The following is a 15,726-nucleotide window of genomic DNA, read 5'->3' as shown; positions in this document are numbered from 1 at the left end:
GCGGATCAGGCCAGGTCGAAGCGGTCGAGGTTCATGACCTTGTCCCAGGCGGCGACGAAGTCGTGCACGAACTTCTCCTTGGCGTCGTCGCTCGCGTAGACCTCGGCGAGCGCGCGCAGTTCGGAGTTGGAGCCGAACACCAGGTCGGCGCGGCTGCCGGCCCACTTGACCTCGCCGGTGGCGGCGTCGCGGCCCTCGAAGGTGGTCTGGTCCTCGGACGTCGACTTCCACTCGGTGCCCAGGTCGAGCAGGTTGACGAAGAAGTCGTTGGTCAGCGAGCCGGGCGTCCGGGTGAACACGCCGAGCTGGGACTGCTGGTGGCCCGCGCCCAGCACGCGCAGGCCGCCGACCAGGACGGTCATCTCCGGTGCGCTCAGGGTGAGCAGGTTCGCCCGGTCGAGGAGCAGGAACTCGGCCGGCAGCCGGTTGCCCTTGCCGAGGTAGTTGCGGAAGCCGTCGGCGGTCGGTTCGAGCGCCTCGAACGACTCGGCGTCGGTGTGCTCCTCCGTCGCGTCCACGCGGCCCGCGGTGAAGGGGACCTCCACCTGGAATCCGGCTTCCTTGGCGGCCTTCTCGACGGCGGCACAGCCGCCGAGGACGATCAGGTCGGCCAGGGACACCTTCTTGGCGCCCGCACCGGAGTTGAACTCCTGCTGGACGCCCTCCAGGACGCGCAGCACCTGCGCCAGCTCGTCGGGCTCGTTGACCTCCCAGCCGCGCTGCGGCTCAAGGCGGATGCGGGCGCCGTTGGCACCGCCGCGCTTGTCGCTGCCGCGGAAGGTGGACGCCGAGGCCCAGGCGGTGGTCACCAGCTGCGACACGGACAGGCCGGACTCGAGGAGCTTGGTCTTGAGGGTCGCGATGTCCTCGGCGTCGACGGCCTCGCCCTCGGGCTCGGGCAGCGGGTCCTGCCAGAGCAGGGTCTCCTCGGGGACCTCCGGGCCGAGGTACAGCGACTTCGGGCCCATGTCGCGGTGGGTCAGCTTGAACCAGGCGCGGGCGAAGGCGTCCGCGAACTCCTCCGGGTTCTCGTAGAACCGGCGGGAGATCGGCCCGTAGACCGGGTCGAGGCGCAGCGACAGGTCGGTGGTGAGCATCCGCGGGCGGTGCTTCTTCGACGGGTCGTGCGCGTCGGGGATGATCTCCGGGGCGTCCTTGGCCACCCACTGGTTGGCACCGGCCGGGCTCTGCTCCAGCTCGTACTCGAACTCGAAGAGGTTCTTGAAGAAGCCGTTGCCCCACCGGGTGGGCGTGCTGGTCCAGGTGACCTCGAGGCCGGAGGTGATGGCGTCGCCGCCCTTGCCCGTGCCGTGGGTGCTCTTCCAGCCGAGGCCCTGCTGCTCCATGGCGGCGGCCTCGGGGTCGTCGCCGACGGCGTCGGCGGGTCCTGCTCCGTGCGTCTTGCCGAAGGTGTGTCCACCGGCGATCAGCGCGACGGTCTCCTCGTCGTTCATCGCCATGCGGCGGAACGTCTCACGGATGTCGCGGGCGGCGGCGATGGGGTCCGGGTTGCCGTTGGGCCCCTCCGGGTTGACGTAGATCAGGCCCATCTGGACGGCGCCGAGCGGGTTCTCCAGCTCGCGGTCGCCGGTGTAGCGGCGGTCGTCGAGCCAGGTGGTCTCGGGGCCCCAGTAGACGTCCTCCTCGGCCTCCCAGACGTCGGCGCGGCCACCGGCGAAGCCGAAGGTCTCCAAGCCCATCGTCTCCAGGGCGACGTTGCCGGTGAGGACCAGCAGGTCGGCCCAGGAGAGGTTCTGGCCGTACTTCTTCTTGACCGGCCACAGCAGGCGGCGGGCCTTGTCGAGGTTGCCGTTGTCCGGCCAGCTGTTGAGCGGGGCGAAGCGCTGCTGGCCGGCGCCCGCGCCGCCGCGGCCGTCGCTGATGCGGTAGGTGCCCGCGCTGTGCCAGGCCATCCGGATCATCAGCGGGCCGTAGTTGCCGAAGTCCGCGGGCCACCAGTCCTGCGAGGTGGTCAGCACCTCGGCGATGTCCTGCTTCACGGCCGCCAGGTCGAGGGAGGCGAAGGCCTCGGCGTAGTCGAACTCCTCACCCAGCGGGTTGGCGACGGCCGGGTTCTTGGCGAGGATCTTCAGGTTGAGCCGCTCCGGCCACCACTGGCGGTTTCCGCCACCCTGCGTGGGGTGCGGGGCGCGTCCGTGGGCGACCGGGCAACCACCCGTCTCCTCGGCCTTCGCGTCGGTCACGATGGCGTCGTGGTTCTCGGACATGGGAATCCTTCCGGACGGGGCGGATCAGGGTGCTGGGGAACTGCTGGGGGTGGAGCAGTCGGGGCACAGGCCCCGGTAGATGACCTCGGCCTCGTCTATCACGAAGCCGTGGTCGTCGGAGGCGGTCAGGCACGGCGCGTCGCCGACGGCGCAGTCGACGTCGGCGAGGGCACCGCAGGACCGGCACAGGACGTGGTGGTGGTTGTCACCGACCCGGCCCTCGAACCGCGCGGGTCCGCCGGGCGGTTCGATGCGCCGCACGAGCCGTACCGCGGTGAGGGCGTGCAGGGCGTCGTACACGGCCTGGAGGGAGACGTGCCCCACGCGCAGGCGCACGCCGGAGGTGAGCGCCTCGGCGTCGAGGTGGTCCCCCGCCCGTACCGTTTCGAGCAGCGCGACACGGGCGGCGGTCACCCGCAGTCCCGCCCGGCGCAACTCCTCGGCGGTGGCCGGATTCCGGGAACTCCGGGATGCCGTCATGGCGGCGAACCTACTCCCTGAGACACGAACCACTCAAGGAAACGAACAACTCCAGCGTGGTAAACAACGTGCGTGGTGGGCACTGGCATGGGATGCCTCCCCGTACGGCGCGACGACAGGAATGAGTGGCCGGTGCTTTTGAAGACGTTCCGCTGGGCCTTCGCCGTCACGGCCCTGGGCCTGGCGGCGGGCGTGCTCTACGACGGCTGGACCGCCCTCGGCATCGTGGCGATCCTTTGCGTCCTGGAGATCTCGCTGTCCTTCGACAACGCGGTGATCAACGCCGGGATCCTGAAGAAGATGAACGCCTTCTGGCAGAAGATCTTCCTCACCGTCGGCATCGTGATCGCGGTGTTCGGGATGCGGCTGGTCTTCCCGGTGGTGATCGTGGCGATCAGTGCCCGGCTGAGTCCCTGGAACGCGGTGCACCTGGCGCTCACCGACAAGGACCGCTACCAGGAGCTGGTGACGGACGCCCATCCGTCGATCGCGGCCTTCGGCGGCATGTTCCTGATGATGATCTTCCTGGATTTCGTGTTCGAGGACCGGGAGATCAAGTGGCTTGGGTGGCTGGAGCGTCCGCTGGCCAAGCTCGGCAGGGTCGACATGCTCTCGGTCTGCATCGCGCTGGTCATGCTGCTGGTCTCCGCGACCACCTTCGGCGCCCATGCCCACCAGCACGGCGGCACGCACGCCGACAAGGCGGAGACGGTCCTGCTGGCAGGCGTCGCCGGTCTGATCACCTACATGGTCGTGGGCGGCCTCTCCGGCTTCTTCGAGCAGCGGCTCGAGGACGAGGAGGAGCGCGAGCAGGAGGCGGAGAAGGCCGCGGAACGGGCGGGGAGGTCCTCCGGATCGCCCGTCAGGCTGGCGGGCAAGGCGGCGTTCTTCATGTTCCTCTACCTGGAGGTGCTGGACGCGTCCTTCTCCTTCGACGGCGTCATCGGCGCCTTCGCCATCACCAACGACATCGTCCTGATGGCCCTCGGCCTCGGCATCGGCGCCATGTACGTGCGGTCCCTGACCGTCTACCTGGTCCGCCAGGGCACCCTCGACGACTACGTGTACCTGGAGCACGGCGCCCACTACGCCATCGGCGCCCTGTCGCTGATCCTGCTGGTCACCATCCAGTACGAGATCAACGAGATCGTCACCGGCCTCGTGGGCGTCGTCCTGATCGGTGCGTCCTTCTGGTCCTCCGTGCGCCGCAACCGCGCGCTGCGGACCGCCTCTTGAGCGGAGCGGCCGGTGCGCTACATTTTGCATCGCCTTGACCACGATCATTCGTGATCCCTCACGCTACGGAGCCGGCAACGCCATGAGCGACATCGTCAACGGACTCGGCCGGGCCGCCGCCTACGGCGGACTGGGCCTGGTCCTCCTGGTCCTCGGCATCGTCCTGGTGGACGTGCTGACACCCGGAAAGCTCGGCCGGCAGATCTGGGAGCAGCGCAACCGCAACGCCGCCCTGGTGCTCAGCTCCGCGCTGCTCGGCATCGGCGGCATCGTCTTCACCTCCATATGGACGACGTACGAGGACTTCGGCAAGGGCCTGGTCTCCACGGCCGTGTTCGGACTGCTGGGCCTGGTGATGATGGCGGTGGCCTTCCTGGTCGTCGACCTGATCACCCCGGGGCGGCTGGGCGCGACGCTGGTCGAGCCGGAGCCGCACCCGGCCGTGTGGGTGACGGCGTCCTGCAACCTCGCGGTCTCCGCCGTCATCGCGGCCTCGATCGCCTGACGCCGCTCCCCCGTCACCGCAGGCGCCTGATGTCCCCGCGCACCCGGTAGAAGCCACCCGACGCGGCGTGCAGCGCGTCCACCACGTACCGCGCGCCCGGTTCCCGGATCGCCCTCGGGAACTGGACGTTCCACGACCGGTCGTACCCCTCCGACACCACGTGGATCCGGGTGCGGCCGTTGTCCTGGACGCATTCGACGACGACGGAGCCCGCGGGCGCCGCGGTCACGGTCGTCACGGCGGTGGCCGCGGTGGCGGGCGCGTACGTCGGCAGGGTGGCGGCGAGCTTCACGTCGCGGGCGACGGGCACCGAGCCCTGCTGGGCGGCCGTGACCGCGGTCTCGCTGGCGTCCACGCACACCAGGGAGCCGTCGGTGGTGACGAGGAACAGCCGCTCGTCGCGGTACTGCATGGACAGGGCGGAGCCGCCGCCCGTGCCCAGCTTCCACAGCCGGGTGCCGTCCCGGTCGAAGCAGTACACGGAGGACGCGGAGTCGCCGGCGAAGACGAACCGGCCACCGGGAGAGGTGGCGCACGAGTACACCGGGCTGTCGCAGGGGTAGGTCGCCTCGATGGCACCGGTGGACTTGGACAGCCGCTGGACCGTGTGCCGGGCGGTCCCGGCGTAGACGGCGTCGTCCTCCTGCCAGCCGAAGAGTACGGCCCCCTGGGTGGGGGTGTGCCACAACTCGGCGCCGCCGTCCGGGGAGTGGGCGGTCACGCCGCGGGTGTGTCCGTGGTAGACGGCGCGGTCGTCGGCGCGCACCATCCAGGCGTGCTCACCCCGTCCGCCGCGCGACCACTGGTGTTCGTCCTCGTGGTCGATCACGGTGAGCCGTCCGGCGCGGTCGGCGACGTTCAGCACGCCCTCGTGGATGTCGAGCCAGAAGATGTCCACGTCGGCCGCGATGTCGTAGGCGGCGAAGGGCAGTTTGGACGACAGGTCGTAGACCCGGCCGTCGTCGCAGCCCGCGTAGATCCAGAAGTCGTCCGCGACCAGGCACTTGACGCCGTCGGGCAGTTGGTAGCGGGCGAGGACCTCGCCGCCGTGGGCGAGGGTGTAGACGTCGCCCGCCTGGTTGCCCACCCAGCACCGGTCCTCGTCGATGTGGATGCCGAACGCCGCGGAGCCGGTGCGGAACCGCCACAGGACCGGTGCGACCGCGCGGGCCGTGGACGGCGCGGATGCCACCTGCCGGCGGGTGACCGCGCGAGGCGCCCGCTGCCCCTGCACGGCGGCCTCGTAGCCCTTGCGCACCTTCTCGCCTATCTTCTTGGCGGCCGCGGCCTCGGCCTTCCGCGCGGTGGGGAAGGTGGACGTCTGGGTCTGTCCCGCCGCGCCGATCCTGCCGTAGCGCACCGTCACGACCTGTCCCTGGACGGTGACTTCGTAGAACTTGTGCGCGCTCCCGTCGTCCTGCGACAGCTCCAGGTACGTCGTCGACATGGCAGACCTCTCCCCGCTCGGGCCCGCGGCGTGTTCCGCGGGTTCCACTGATCACACCGTAGGACGTCCCACTGACAGTGGGCGGTGACCACGGACCGGCGGGTGCGGTGGCTCAGGAGACGGTCGCGGGCGGCGGGGTCCAGCGACGGGTGCGGGCCGCGGCGCCGGTCACGCCGTACTCCTTCCTCAGTTGCTCGGGGATGGCGTAGTGCATCACGCGTCCGCGGGTGAGGGAGGAGAGTTCGAGGGCCGTGGTGAGGTGGCCGAGCCGGTCCAGGGCCCACGCGCCCAGCGGTGAGCGGTCCTCGATCGTCTCCAGGACGCCGAGGAGGTGCGGGGCGGCCTTGACGACGGTGTCCCAGCCGGTGCGGGGCACGTCCAGCCAGTCGCCGCACGTGTCGCCGACGAGGTAGCGGATCAGCGCGGAGACGACCGGGTCGAAGAGGGTGCCGGGGACGACTTCCTCGTACAGGTCGATCAGTTGCCGGGTGAGGTGCGCGCCTTCTTCGGAGGGGCCCATGTGGCGGAGCATGTAGGCGTCGAGGAACTCTCGCGCGTCGTCGAGCGTGGTGGGGACGGCCGACTGGTCGACGCCGAGGATGGCGCCGACGACGCGCCAGGCGTAGTAGTAGGCGTCCGCGCCCTCGGCGGACATGTGGATGCCGAGTCGGTGCAGGCTGTCCAGGACGAGCAGGGAGAAGAACATCTGCCCGCCGATCATGTCCTCCTGGCAGATCGGCACGCCGAGGGTGTCGGTGTCCCAGCGGTCCTCCCGCTTCAGGTGGTGGCGGATGGCGGCGTGCAGGAGGCGTACCTTCTGGGCGGCCGGGACGAAGCGTCCGCCGGCCTCGAACGCGTCGGGCCGCATGAGGTAGACGGTGAACTGGCCGGTCTCCGCCATCCGTCTGGAGGGGTAGTTCAGGCCGTGGGTGGCCGACAGCAACCGGGCCACGTGCGGGACCAGGTAGCAGGCGGGCATGGACGCGAACGACAGCGCGGTGGAGATGTGCACGTTGTTGTCGATGAAGAACAGGCGGGCCTTCTCCATCTCGTCCCAGTCCACCCAGTCCGGCGGGGTGGCGGTGACCCGCAGGTACTCCCGGGCGACGCCGGGCAGACCCTCGGGGAGTTCCTGGCCGGTGGTGGAGACGTAGCGCATCAGGGAGTTGAAGGTGCCGACCTCGCCGCGTTCGAACAGGGTGGCGACGACCGCGTCGGCCAGTTCGTCTCCACTGCGGCGCAGGGCGTCCATCGACTTCTCGGTGTGGGGCATCGAGGTCTCCTCGTCAGTGCGTGCGGTCGGTGGCCTGCCGGGCGAGGTCGCCCAGCGCCCGGCGCGCGTGCGGTGGTGTTCCGGCGGCGTCCAGGGCGCGGGTGGCGCGCTCCACGCGGGTCGCGATCATCTGCTCGATCCGTTGCGGTGCCCCCAGCTCCAGCATGAGGTGGCGCACGTCGCGCAGCTGGGTCGCGTCCAGGTCGGCACGGCCCAGCAGGTTCCGCAGCCAGGTGCGTTGGGAGGCGTCGGCGGCCTTCCAGGTCTCGGCGAGCAGCGCGGTGGGCCGGTGGGCGCGCAGGTCGTCCAGGGCCGCCTTCCCGGTGCGTTCGGGGTCTCCGAACAGGCCGAGCAGGTCGTCGCGGAGCTGGAACGCCTCGCCGAGCGGCAGTCCGTAGGCCCGGTAGGTGTCCCGCAGCGCGGGGGCGGCGCCGGCGAGCAGGCCGCCGATGAGCAGGGGGTGCTCGACGGTGTACTTGGCGGTCTTGTAGCGGACGACCTTCAGGGAGGTGTCGGTGTCCGGCGCACCGCCGGTGTGCAGGATCTCCAGGCACTCACCGGCGATGAGTTCGCGGGCGAGCGCGGTCCACAGGTCCCGGGCGCGGGCCAGGTAGGCGGCCGGCAGACCGCTGGTGGTGAACAGGCGGCCCGCGAGGACCATCAGGTGGTCTCCCACCAGCATGGCCAGGGACCTCGCCGCCGTCCGGGCCCCGGGGCGGCCGTCCCGGACGAGCACGGCTTCCAGGGCGACGTGGGCGGTGGGCAGGCCGTGGCGCAGGGGGCTGTCGTCGATGAGGTCGTCGTGGACGATCGCGGCGGCGTGCACCAGTTCCATGGAGGCCGCCGCCCGTACCAGCGCGTCGCTCTCCGGCTGCCCGGCCGCCCGCCAGCCCCAGTAGCAGAAGGCCGCGCGCAGCCGTTTGCCGTGTCCGGCCGAGCTCCGCAGCTGTTCGGCCACGGGCGCGAGGTCCTCGTCGACCGCCACGAGGTGACCGGCCTCCTCGGCGAGGAAGTCCCGCAGGACGCCGTCGACGCGGGCCTTGAAGCCGGCCGGGTCCCAGGGGTCAGACATCGCCGTCGGCGGCGGCCCGGCGCGCCTTCACGTGCTGGGCGAGCACCTCCAGGTGAGCGGGGGGCACGGGCGCGCAGCGGTCCAGGGCCAGCCTGCCCCGGGCCCGGAGGTCCTGCTCGGCCTCACGCACCAGGTCGGCGGTGTCCGAGCGGCCGAGGAGGCCGCGCAGCCCGCCCACCGCCGAGCCGATGGTGCTCACCGCCAGGTCGGCCAGTCCGGCGACCAGCAGCACGGCCCGGTCGTCCCCGCCAGGCCCCTGTCGTGTCGAGTGCGCCATGCTTCTCCCCCAAAGGGTCACGTGCTCGCGAAAGCGCCTGGTCGACGGCGCCTTCGGTCAGAGCATGACCGGGCACACGGGGCGGAAGATCCCGAATACCCCATTGAGCGACATGGGGAACAGGTGTCAGGCGGTCCGCTCGACGCTCCATCGCGGCAGCCGTTCGAAGAAGGCGACGGCGTCCTCGCGCCACCGGGGACGCCAGCCCGCCGCCACCTCGCGGGCCTGTTCGGCGTAGCGGCGCATGTCCGCGCGCATCCGGTCGGCGACGCCGGCGCGTTCGGCGATCGCGCAGATCTCCGCGACGGTCTCCGGTGTGCAGGCGGGGTCGCCCAGGGCCTGCTGCACGTAGGCCCGCTCGGGGCCGCTCACGGCGGACAGCAGGCGGACGACGGTGTACGTGTGCCGGCCCTCGCGGAGGTCGGTGCCGGTCGGCTTCCCCATCGCCGCCGCGTCGCCGAACAGGTCCAGGTAGTCGTCGCGCATCTGTCCGCAGATGCCGACCAGGCGGGCGTAGTGGCTCAACTCCGGTTCGTGCGCGTCCGGTCGGCCGCCCGCGGCCAGCAGGCCGAGGCGCAGGGGGGCCAGGACCGAGTACCGGGCCGACTTGTGGTCGGCGACGGTGTGCAGAAGCTCGTCGTCCGGGGCGGCGGGGGTGAAGTCGCGTTCCAGGTCGACGATCTGGCCCACGAAGGTGTCGGCCGCCGCCCGGGTCTGGACCTCGACCATGGCCTGGCGCAGCTCGACCGGCAGCCGTGCCTCCAGCAGCACGCGCAGGGAGAGGGCCAGTGCGAGATCGCCCGCGAGGACGGTGAGGGCGAGCGCCGCCCGGGGGTGGTGGGGGAACTTCTCCCGGAACGCGTAGTAGGTGGTGGGGCCGCCCCTGCGGGTGGCGCTGTCGTCGATGAGGTCGTCGTGCACGAGGCCGTGGGTCTGGAGGAGTTCGACGCTCAGCGCGGCGGCGTCCAGCCCTGCCACCGGCTCGGCGGTCACCAGCCGCGCCGCCTCGTGCAGCAGCACGACGCGCATCCGCTTGCCGCCGCGCAGCGACAGGTCGCGCAGCAACTCGACGCAGTCCGGGGTGAAGCGGCTGAAGGACGGGGCGTCCAGGGTGGTGCCGAGGGTGTCGAAGTAATCCGCGAACAGCGTGTTGAACCGGCGCTCGTACCCCGCGACGCGGTCCGGCGGCTGCTCGGTCATGACGAAGTCCTCCTGTGGGCGGGCGGATGGCGCGCTCAGCAGTGTGTCAGGGCGGGCCGCGGGGGTGCGGCGCGGGTCGCGCACACGCCTCGGCCCGGTCCCGCCGATCGCGGGGCCGGGCCGGGGTGGGGGGCCGCTCAGCCCTGGCGGGCCTTGGAGCGCGGGTCCCTCTTGTTGATCACGTAGGTCACGCCCCGGCGGCGCACCACCTGCGCGCCGGGCTTGGCCTTGAGGGCGCGCAGGGAGTTGCGGACCTTCATGACTGCCTCCTCGCTCTCCTCGGCGCCGTTCAGCGTTCCTCGCGGAACGGCACGTGCTCCCCCGCCACCGGGTCGTACTTGCGCAGGACGAGCCGGTCGGGGTCGTTGAGGCGGTTCTTGCGGGTGACGTAGGTGACGCCGGTACCCGCGGTGGACTTCAGCTTGACGACCGGGCGTGCGGTGCTGCGTGCCATGGTGCTCCTTCCGACCGCGGCGCGGGCTGCCGTTCTGTCCCGCGCATGTCAGTCACGCTCCACAACGCCGGCGGCCGCCGGGGCATTCCCCCGCGGCCGTGCCGGTCAGCACTCCTGCCACAGCCGGGTCATCACCCGTACGCCGAAGCGCAGGCCCTCCAGCGGCACCCGCTCGTCGACGCCGTGGAAGAGCCGGCCGTAGTCGAGGTCGTGGGGCAGCTTGAGCCCCTTGAAGCCGAAGCAGCGGATGTCCAGCTTGGTGAAGGCCTTGGCGTCGGTGCCGCCCGGGTTGCAGTACGGCACGGGGTGGCCGTCGGGGTCCTCGGCGCGTACGGCGGCGCACATGGCGTCGACGAGCGGGCCGTCGAAGCCGGTCTCCATGGCGATGTCGTGGTTGACCCACTCGCGGGTCACCGAGGGCAGGAGCAGGGCGTCGATGGTGTCGATCAGCTCCTGCTCGTGACCCGGCAGGAAGCGCCCGTCGACGCGGGCGGTGGCCCGGCCGGGGATGACGTTGGTCTGGTACCCGGCCGTGAACATGGTGGGGTTGGCCGAGTTGCGCAGCACGACCTGCATGAAGTCGGCCACGTGCCCGAGCTTGGCCAGTTCGGCGTCCAGGTCCTCGGCGTCGAGGTCGAGGTCGATCCCCTGGATGCGGGCGGCCTCGGTGAGCAGGGCGCGCACCGGCTCGATCAGCCGGACGGGGAAGGTGTGCCGGCCGATGCGGGTGAGGGACTCGGCGAGGTCCGTGACGGCGTTCTCGTCGTTCGGGGAGGAGCCGTGCCCGGCGCGGCCCGATGCCGTCAGCTCCATCCAGGCCATGCCCCGCTGGGCGTTCTCGATCGGGTACAGGCGCCGGGTGTCGTCCAGGGCGTAGCTGAAGCCGCCGCCCTCGCCGATCGCCTCGGTGACGCCCGCGAACAGGTCGGGCCGGTGCTCGACCAGCCAGTGGGCGCCGAACTTGCCGCCGGCCTCCTCGTCGGCGAGGAAGGCGAGGACGATCTCGCGGGCGGGCCGGGTGCCGGTGCGGGCGAAGTGGCGGGCGGTGGCGAGCATGACGGCCACCGTGTCCTTCATGTCGATGGCGCCGCGCCCCCACAGGTAGCCGTCCCGGATCTCGCCGGAGAACGGCGGCACCCGCCACTCGGCCGCGTCAGCCGGTACGACGTCCAGGTGGCCGTGGACCAGCAGGGCGCCGCGGGCCGGGTCGGTGCCCGGGATGCGGGCGACGACGTTGGCGCGGCCCGGGGCGCTCTCCACCAGCTCGGAGGCGATACCGGCCTCGGCGAGCCTGTCCACGACCCAGTCGGCGCAGGCGCGCTCGTCGCTGGTGGGGTTGGAGGTGTCGAAGCGGATCAACTCCGCGCACAGGTCGACGACCTCCCGCTGCGCCTCCTCGGAGGCCGAAGCGGCCGGAACGGGGCCGGGTGCGGTGGTGCTCACGGTGCTCCTACGGTGGCCGTGCCGGTGGCGGCCGCCGGGGTGGGTTCGGTGGTGGTGTCGTCCAGGGCCGTGGTGCCGTACGTCCTGATCCAGCCGGCGAGGCCGAGGACGCAGTAGAGGACGAAGGCGGTCAGCAGGGAGTTCAGGGCGGGGATGCCGCCGTCGTAGAACTTGCCGACGCAGAAGGCGGCGGCCCAGATGACCAGGGACATCGGCACCCAGGTCGGTGAGGTGGCGGGCAGGGTCTCCGCGTCGCGGGTGGCGTCCAGGGGTGCCCGCATGCGGCGCACCACCCAGTACTCGGCGACGATGATGCCGCCCACCGGCGGGATGGCGACGCCCAGCACGGACAGGAAGTCGGTGAAGTGGGTCATGATGCCGACGGCGGAGAGCAGGGTGCCCGCGATGCCGAGGACGATGGTGACCGCGCCGCGGTGCACGCGCTTGCCGAAGACGACCTGGAAGAAGTTGACGACGCCGAGCGAGGAGCCGTACAGGTTCCAGTCGTTGATCTTCGCGGTGGACATCAGGACGACGAGCACACCGAAGACGCCGGAGGTGGAGAGCACGATCTGGGAGACCTGGCCGCTGCCGACCATGTGACCGAGCAGGACGCCCGTCAGGCCGACGATGTACTCGGAGAGGATCATCGACGAGGCGCTCTGCAGGAAGACGTGGCTGCCCTTGCGGTTGTAGCGGGTCATCTCCGGGGAGACGATCGCGCCGGTCATGAAGCCGCCCGCGATGGCGGTCGCGGCGACGGCGAGCGGGATGGTCTCGCCGGGTGCCGGGGAGTGGATCAGTTCGGAGAACGAGTGGTCGCTGAGCGCGTCGGTGACCGACCAGGCGACCATGGCGAAGAAGAGCGGGGTGACGATCTTCGCGAAGACGGCCATGTACCGGAAGCCGAAGATGACCAGCACGGTGATGGCGACACCGGCGGCCGTGCACCACAGCCAGGAGGGGCCGCCGACGAGCGCGGACACGCTGTCGCCGAAGATGGTGTTCTGGACGCCGAACCAGCCGACGAGGCTGACCGAGATGACCAGGCTGACCAGCGCGGAGCCGTTGCGGCCGAAGCCCGCCCAGCGGGTGAGCAGCGGGGTGGCCAGGCCCTCGCGCATGCCCGCGAGGCCGATCGCGAAGATGACGACTTCGAGGATCACCGCACCGAGGGTGAACGCGAGGAAGGCGTCGCCGAAGGTCATGCCGACGCCGATGGTGGCGCCGAGGGTGAACTGCGAGATGGAGCCGGACTGGGCGAGCCACTGCAGCAGCATGGTCCAGAAGCCGAGCCGCTTGTCGCGCGGGACGCGGGAGAGCGCGTAGTCGTCGCTGCCCACGGCTCCCGTGGACGGTTCCGCCGGTTCCGCGGCGGGGTTCTTGTGCGTGGTCATGATCACGATCCCCCGGGTTCGCGGCCGAGGGTCTGCAGCCGGGTCAGCGAGCCGTAGCGGGACACGAGGGCGTCGAACTCCTGGTCGTCGTGGAAGTCGAGCTGTCCGCCGCCGTAGGCCTTCGCGGTCTCGACGGCGAACCGGGCGGCGGCCGCGATGTCGGTCTCGTGGCTGGCGCCCGTCTGGCAGCCGGGCACCGCCGCCGCGGAGGTGATCGCGAGGCCGACCACCGGTGCGGCCGTCGCCGTGGCGGGCTGCAGGATCGAATTGATGTGGTGTACACCGTTACCGTACGGGGTGATGTCCTGGGTGGTCACCGGGTACGTGACCAACGGCTCACCGGTCACCACGGCCAGCAGTTCGCCGAGCCGCTCGCTCACCTTGAGCACCCAGCCCTCCTTGACGGTGGGCGACAGGGCGAGGCCCTTGTGGTTGATGATCCGGTTGCCCTTGGTGGTGTCGACGGAGAGCACGGCCTCCATCTCGCCGGTGACCTCGTGCCGGTTCATGGTCGCGATGTCGACGGGCGAGTCCATGAACGGCACCGGGTCGTGCGGCGCGGTCGGGGCGTTCGGGCAGATGTGCGTGGCCACGATCACGTCCCCGTCGAGCACGTCGCCCCGGCGCCGCATGTCGAGCAGCTTGGCGGCGGTGGCGAGCGCCGCGACCGCGCCGTCCGCGTCCGAGACCAGGCCGACCGCCTCCGGGCGCGCCCCGACGCCGCCGAGGCGCCCCACCACGCCGAGCGTCCGCGCGGAGCCCCCGCGGGTGCGGCCCGCCCGGCCCGGTATGCGCACGAGCACGAAGTCCGTCGAGCCGCGTTCGCCGGTGACGGTGGTGACCTCGGCGCCGGAGCCCTCGGGGCCCGCCACGGAGTCGAGGTGGGCGGCGACGCGCTTGCCGTCGACGTCGGGATCGTCGAGCAGATCCACGAGGTCCAGGACGTACTTCAACATGGGCAGTTCTCCTGATCCGCACCGGGGGCGGTGCTCACAGCAGGTTCGGGATCGACTAGCGTTGTCCGCAACTGTTTCCCGTTATCTGCAATACGGGTCTGCATCGTGAGATGCGAGGGAGAGGAGCCGTCATGGCCGGTCGCCCGGTCGAACCCGTGGACCGCAGGACGCCCGCCGGGGCGCTGCAGACCGTCGACCGCGCCCTGCTGGTGCTGCTGGCGTTCGAGCGCACCCGCCCGGACTGGGGCGTCACCGAGATCGCCGCCGAGTTCGGCTGGGACACCTCGGTCGCGCAGCGTCTGCTGTCCACCCTCGCGGGCCGCGGTTTCCTGGTCTCCGACCCCGCGACCCGCCGTTACCGGATCGGCCCGGCCGCCCTGCGCCTGGGCCGCCTCTGGGAACGCTCGGGCTCCCTGGAACTGCTCGCGGAACCGGTGCTCCAGGAGCTGCGGGCGGCGACCGGCGACACGGTGCTCTTCTGCCTGCCCGACAGCTTCCACATGCGCTGTGTCGCGGCCGTCGAGGGCGAGGAGGGGCCGCTGCGCTACTACCCGCTGGTCGGCGAGCTGTATCCCGCGCACGCGGGGGCCACCAGCAAGTCGTTCTACGCCTTCCTGCCCGACGAGCAGCGCCACCGGCTCTTCCGCGGGCGTCCCATGGCGCGCTTCACCGAGCGCACGGTCACCGACCCCGACCAGCTGGAGCGCGAGTTCCGCACCGTCCGCGCGCAGGGCTACGCGTGGACGGTGGGCGAGTACGACGCCGGCATCGGCACGGTCGCCATGCCGGTGTTCCTCGGTTCGGAGCCCTACGGCAGCCTCAGTCTCGGCGCCGCCAAGGAGCGCTTCCCCGAGGGGCCGGAGGACCGGCTTGAGGTGCTGCGCCGCGCCGCCCGGCTGCTGGAGCAGCGCCTCACGCATCCGCCCCAGCACCACCGGCGCCCGCGCGCCCCCCGTACGTCCTGACGCACCACCGATCCATCCCGTCGACGAGGAAGACCCCGTGAATCTGCTGCTCCTGTCCAACTCCACCCAGCACGGCCGCGGCTACCTGGAACACGCCCTCGACACCGTGACCGGCTTCCTGCCCGCCGGGGCCCGGCTGGCCTTCGTGCCGTACGCGCTGGCCGACCACGACGCCTACACCGCCCGGGTGCGGGGCGCGCTCGGCGGCGCCGGGATCGAGGTGCGGGGCGTGCACGAGGGCGGCGACCCGCTCGCCCGGCTCGCGGAGGCGGACGCCGTGTTCGTCGGCGGCGGCAACTCCTTCCGGCTCCTCTCCGCGCTGTACCGCACGGGGCTGCGGGAGGCGCTGATCGAGGCCGTGGCCGGCGGGCTGCCGTACATGGGGGCCAGCGCCGGGACCAACATGGCGGCGCCCTCGCTGCGCACCACCAACGACATGCCGATCGTCGAGCCGCCGTCCTTCGAGACGCTCGGTCTCGTCCCGTTCCAGATCAATCCGCACTACCTCGACCCGGACCCCGGTTCGACGCACAAGGGCGAGACGCGCGAGCAGCGGCTCACGGAGTTCCTGGAGGAGAACGACGTGCCCGTGCTGGGCCTGCGGGAGGGCTCCTGGCTGCGGGTCGAGGGCGGCCGGGCGGTGCTCGGCGGCGAGCGCGACGCCCGGCTGTTCCGGCGGGGCACGGCCCCGCGCGAGCTGGCGGTGGGTTCGGACCTGTCCGAACTGCTCACCGTCCGGGCCGAGTTCGACACCCGGGCCTGAGCGCCACGACGCCGGAGCCCCGTGCGGGTT

Annotated in this window: 16 protein-coding genes; 4 read left to right on the top strand and 12 right to left on the bottom strand. The window is 71.5% G+C overall.

Annotated elements, in window-relative coordinates; translation table 11 throughout:
* Window positions 1-5 precede the first annotated feature (5 nt).
* Window positions 6-2,228, bottom strand: a complete 2,223-nt coding sequence (gene katG / locus ACGH52_RS36190; protein ID WP_121703585.1) for a catalase/peroxidase HPI — start codon at window positions 2,226-2,228, stop codon at window positions 6-8.
* A gap of 24 nt (window positions 2,229-2,252) precedes the next feature.
* Entirely contained in the window at window positions 2,253-2,708 is a 456-nt protein-coding gene (locus tag ACGH52_RS36185; RefSeq protein ID WP_076972602.1) for a Fur family transcriptional regulator, read from the bottom strand.
* A gap of 132 nt (window positions 2,709-2,840) precedes the next feature.
* Here ACGH52_RS36185 and ACGH52_RS36180 point away from each other — a divergent pair, with 132 nt between their 5' ends.
* Window positions 2,841-3,944 carry a DUF475 domain-containing protein gene (locus ACGH52_RS36180; RefSeq protein WP_121703586.1) on the top strand — a complete coding sequence of 368 codons (1,104 nt, stop codon included), beginning with the start codon at window positions 2,841-2,843 and terminating at the stop codon, window positions 3,942-3,944.
* A gap of 82 nt (window positions 3,945-4,026) precedes the next feature.
* Window positions 4,027-4,449, top strand: coding sequence for a DUF350 domain-containing protein (locus tag ACGH52_RS36175; protein WP_052841286.1), 423 nt, complete (start codon window positions 4,027-4,029; stop codon window positions 4,447-4,449).
* Window positions 4,450-4,462: 13 nt separating this feature from the next.
* Here ACGH52_RS36175 and ACGH52_RS36170 read toward each other — a convergent pair whose 3' ends face one another.
* The 10 genes from ACGH52_RS36170 to ACGH52_RS36125 all read right to left on the bottom strand — a co-directional run bounded on the left by ACGH52_RS36170 (window position 4,463) and on the right by ACGH52_RS36125 (window position 13,968).
* Window positions 4,463-5,896 (bottom strand): WGR domain-containing protein, encoded by a 1,434-nt coding sequence (locus ACGH52_RS36170; protein ID WP_399945623.1) that lies wholly within the window; start codon window positions 5,894-5,896, stop codon window positions 4,463-4,465.
* Window positions 5,897-6,008: 112 nt separating this feature from the next.
* Window positions 6,009-7,169, bottom strand: coding sequence for an oxygenase MpaB family protein (locus ACGH52_RS36165; RefSeq protein ID WP_399945620.1), 1,161 nt, complete (start codon window positions 7,167-7,169; stop codon window positions 6,009-6,011).
* Window positions 7,170-7,182: 13 nt separating this feature from the next.
* Window positions 7,183-8,241 (bottom strand): polyprenyl synthetase family protein, encoded by a 1,059-nt coding sequence (locus tag ACGH52_RS36160; protein ID WP_121703589.1) that lies wholly within the window; start codon window positions 8,239-8,241, stop codon window positions 7,183-7,185.
* On the bottom strand, window positions 8,234-8,518 hold the full coding sequence (locus ACGH52_RS36155; RefSeq protein WP_121703590.1) for a polyprenyl synthetase: 285 nt from the start codon (window positions 8,516-8,518) through the stop codon (window positions 8,234-8,236). Before ACGH52_RS36155 ends, ACGH52_RS36160 begins: the two co-directional genes overlap by 8 nt.
* 126 nt (window positions 8,519-8,644) lie before the next feature.
* Window positions 8,645-9,718, bottom strand: a complete 1,074-nt coding sequence (locus ACGH52_RS36150; RefSeq protein WP_399945615.1) for a polyprenyl synthetase family protein — start codon at window positions 9,716-9,718, stop codon at window positions 8,645-8,647.
* Between the two features lie 137 nt (window positions 9,719-9,855).
* Window positions 9,856-9,978 (bottom strand): type B 50S ribosomal protein L36, encoded by a 123-nt coding sequence (gene ykgO / locus ACGH52_RS36145; protein ID WP_104630023.1) that lies wholly within the window; start codon window positions 9,976-9,978, stop codon window positions 9,856-9,858.
* Window positions 9,979-10,007: 29 nt separating this feature from the next.
* Window positions 10,008-10,172: a 50S ribosomal protein L33 gene (gene rpmG, locus ACGH52_RS36140; protein WP_003978292.1), complete on the bottom strand. Its 165-nt coding sequence runs from the start codon at window positions 10,170-10,172 to the stop codon at window positions 10,008-10,010.
* A gap of 105 nt (window positions 10,173-10,277) precedes the next feature.
* The gene (locus tag ACGH52_RS36135) at window positions 10,278-11,615 is read right to left on the bottom strand and encodes a M20/M25/M40 family metallo-hydrolase (RefSeq protein WP_121703593.1); all 1,338 of its coding nucleotides are present in this window, start codon (window positions 11,613-11,615) and stop codon (window positions 10,278-10,280) included.
* The gene (locus tag ACGH52_RS36130) at window positions 11,612-13,012 is read right to left on the bottom strand and encodes a cytosine permease (protein WP_059297197.1); all 1,401 of its coding nucleotides are present in this window, start codon (window positions 13,010-13,012) and stop codon (window positions 11,612-11,614) included. The genes ACGH52_RS36135 and ACGH52_RS36130 overlap by 4 nt, the downstream gene beginning before the upstream one ends.
* A 2-nt stretch (window positions 13,013-13,014) precedes the next feature.
* Window positions 13,015-13,968 (bottom strand): DUF1177 domain-containing protein, encoded by a 954-nt coding sequence (locus ACGH52_RS36125; RefSeq protein WP_087804582.1) that lies wholly within the window; start codon window positions 13,966-13,968, stop codon window positions 13,015-13,017.
* A gap of 131 nt (window positions 13,969-14,099) precedes the next feature.
* On the opposite strand from ACGH52_RS36125, the gene ACGH52_RS36120 reads away from it, so the two are divergent.
* Both ACGH52_RS36120 and pepE read left to right on the top strand, forming a co-directional pair.
* Window positions 14,100-14,933, top strand: a complete 834-nt coding sequence (locus ACGH52_RS36120) for an IclR family transcriptional regulator (protein ID WP_003978288.1) — start codon at window positions 14,100-14,102, stop codon at window positions 14,931-14,933.
* A 37-nt stretch (window positions 14,934-14,970) separates the two neighbouring features.
* Window positions 14,971-15,696 (top strand): dipeptidase PepE, encoded by a 726-nt coding sequence (gene pepE / locus ACGH52_RS36115; protein ID WP_076972612.1) that lies wholly within the window; start codon window positions 14,971-14,973, stop codon window positions 15,694-15,696.
* Window positions 15,697-15,726 lie beyond the last annotated feature (30 nt).

Source organism: Streptomyces sp. BBFR25, from assembly GCF_044590125.1.
Classification (GTDB): domain Bacteria; phylum Actinomycetota; class Actinomycetes; order Streptomycetales; family Streptomycetaceae; genus Streptomyces; species Streptomyces canus_D.
Note: the sequence above shows the minus strand (reverse complement) of the source record. Positions and strands in the feature narration are given on the sequence as shown.

Bases quoted from the DNA above. Each gene is read 5' to 3' on its own strand.
- katG (WP_121703585.1), bottom strand. From the start codon at position 2,228: ATGTCCGAGAACCACGACGCCATCGTGACCGACGCGAAGGCCGAGGAG.
- ACGH52_RS36185 (WP_076972602.1), bottom strand. From the start codon at position 2,708: ATGACGGCATCCCGGAGTTCCCGGAATCCGGCCACCGCCGAGGAGTTG.
- ACGH52_RS36175 (WP_052841286.1), top strand. From the start codon at position 4,027: ATGAGCGACATCGTCAACGGACTCGGCCGGGCCGCCGCCTACGGCGGA.
- ACGH52_RS36170 (WP_399945623.1), bottom strand. From the start codon at position 5,896: ATGTCGACGACGTACCTGGAGCTGTCGCAGGACGACGGGAGCGCGCAC.
- ACGH52_RS36165 (WP_399945620.1), bottom strand. From the start codon at position 7,169: ATGCCCCACACCGAGAAGTCGATGGACGCCCTGCGCCGCAGTGGAGAC.
- ACGH52_RS36160 (WP_121703589.1), bottom strand. From the start codon at position 8,241: ATGTCTGACCCCTGGGACCCGGCCGGCTTCAAGGCCCGCGTCGACGGC.
- ACGH52_RS36155 (WP_121703590.1), bottom strand. From the start codon at position 8,518: ATGGCGCACTCGACACGACAGGGGCCTGGCGGGGACGACCGGGCCGTG.
- ACGH52_RS36150 (WP_399945615.1), bottom strand. From the start codon at position 9,718: ATGACCGAGCAGCCGCCGGACCGCGTCGCGGGGTACGAGCGCCGGTTC.
- ykgO (WP_104630023.1), bottom strand. From the start codon at position 9,978: ATGAAGGTCCGCAACTCCCTGCGCGCCCTCAAGGCCAAGCCCGGCGCG.
- rpmG (WP_003978292.1), bottom strand. From the start codon at position 10,172: ATGGCACGCAGCACCGCACGCCCGGTCGTCAAGCTGAAGTCCACCGCG.
- ACGH52_RS36130 (WP_059297197.1), bottom strand. From the start codon at position 13,012: ATGACCACGCACAAGAACCCCGCCGCGGAACCGGCGGAACCGTCCACG.
- ACGH52_RS36125 (WP_087804582.1), bottom strand. From the start codon at position 13,968: ATGTTGAAGTACGTCCTGGACCTCGTGGATCTGCTCGACGATCCCGAC.
- ACGH52_RS36120 (WP_003978288.1), top strand. From the start codon at position 14,100: ATGGCCGGTCGCCCGGTCGAACCCGTGGACCGCAGGACGCCCGCCGGG.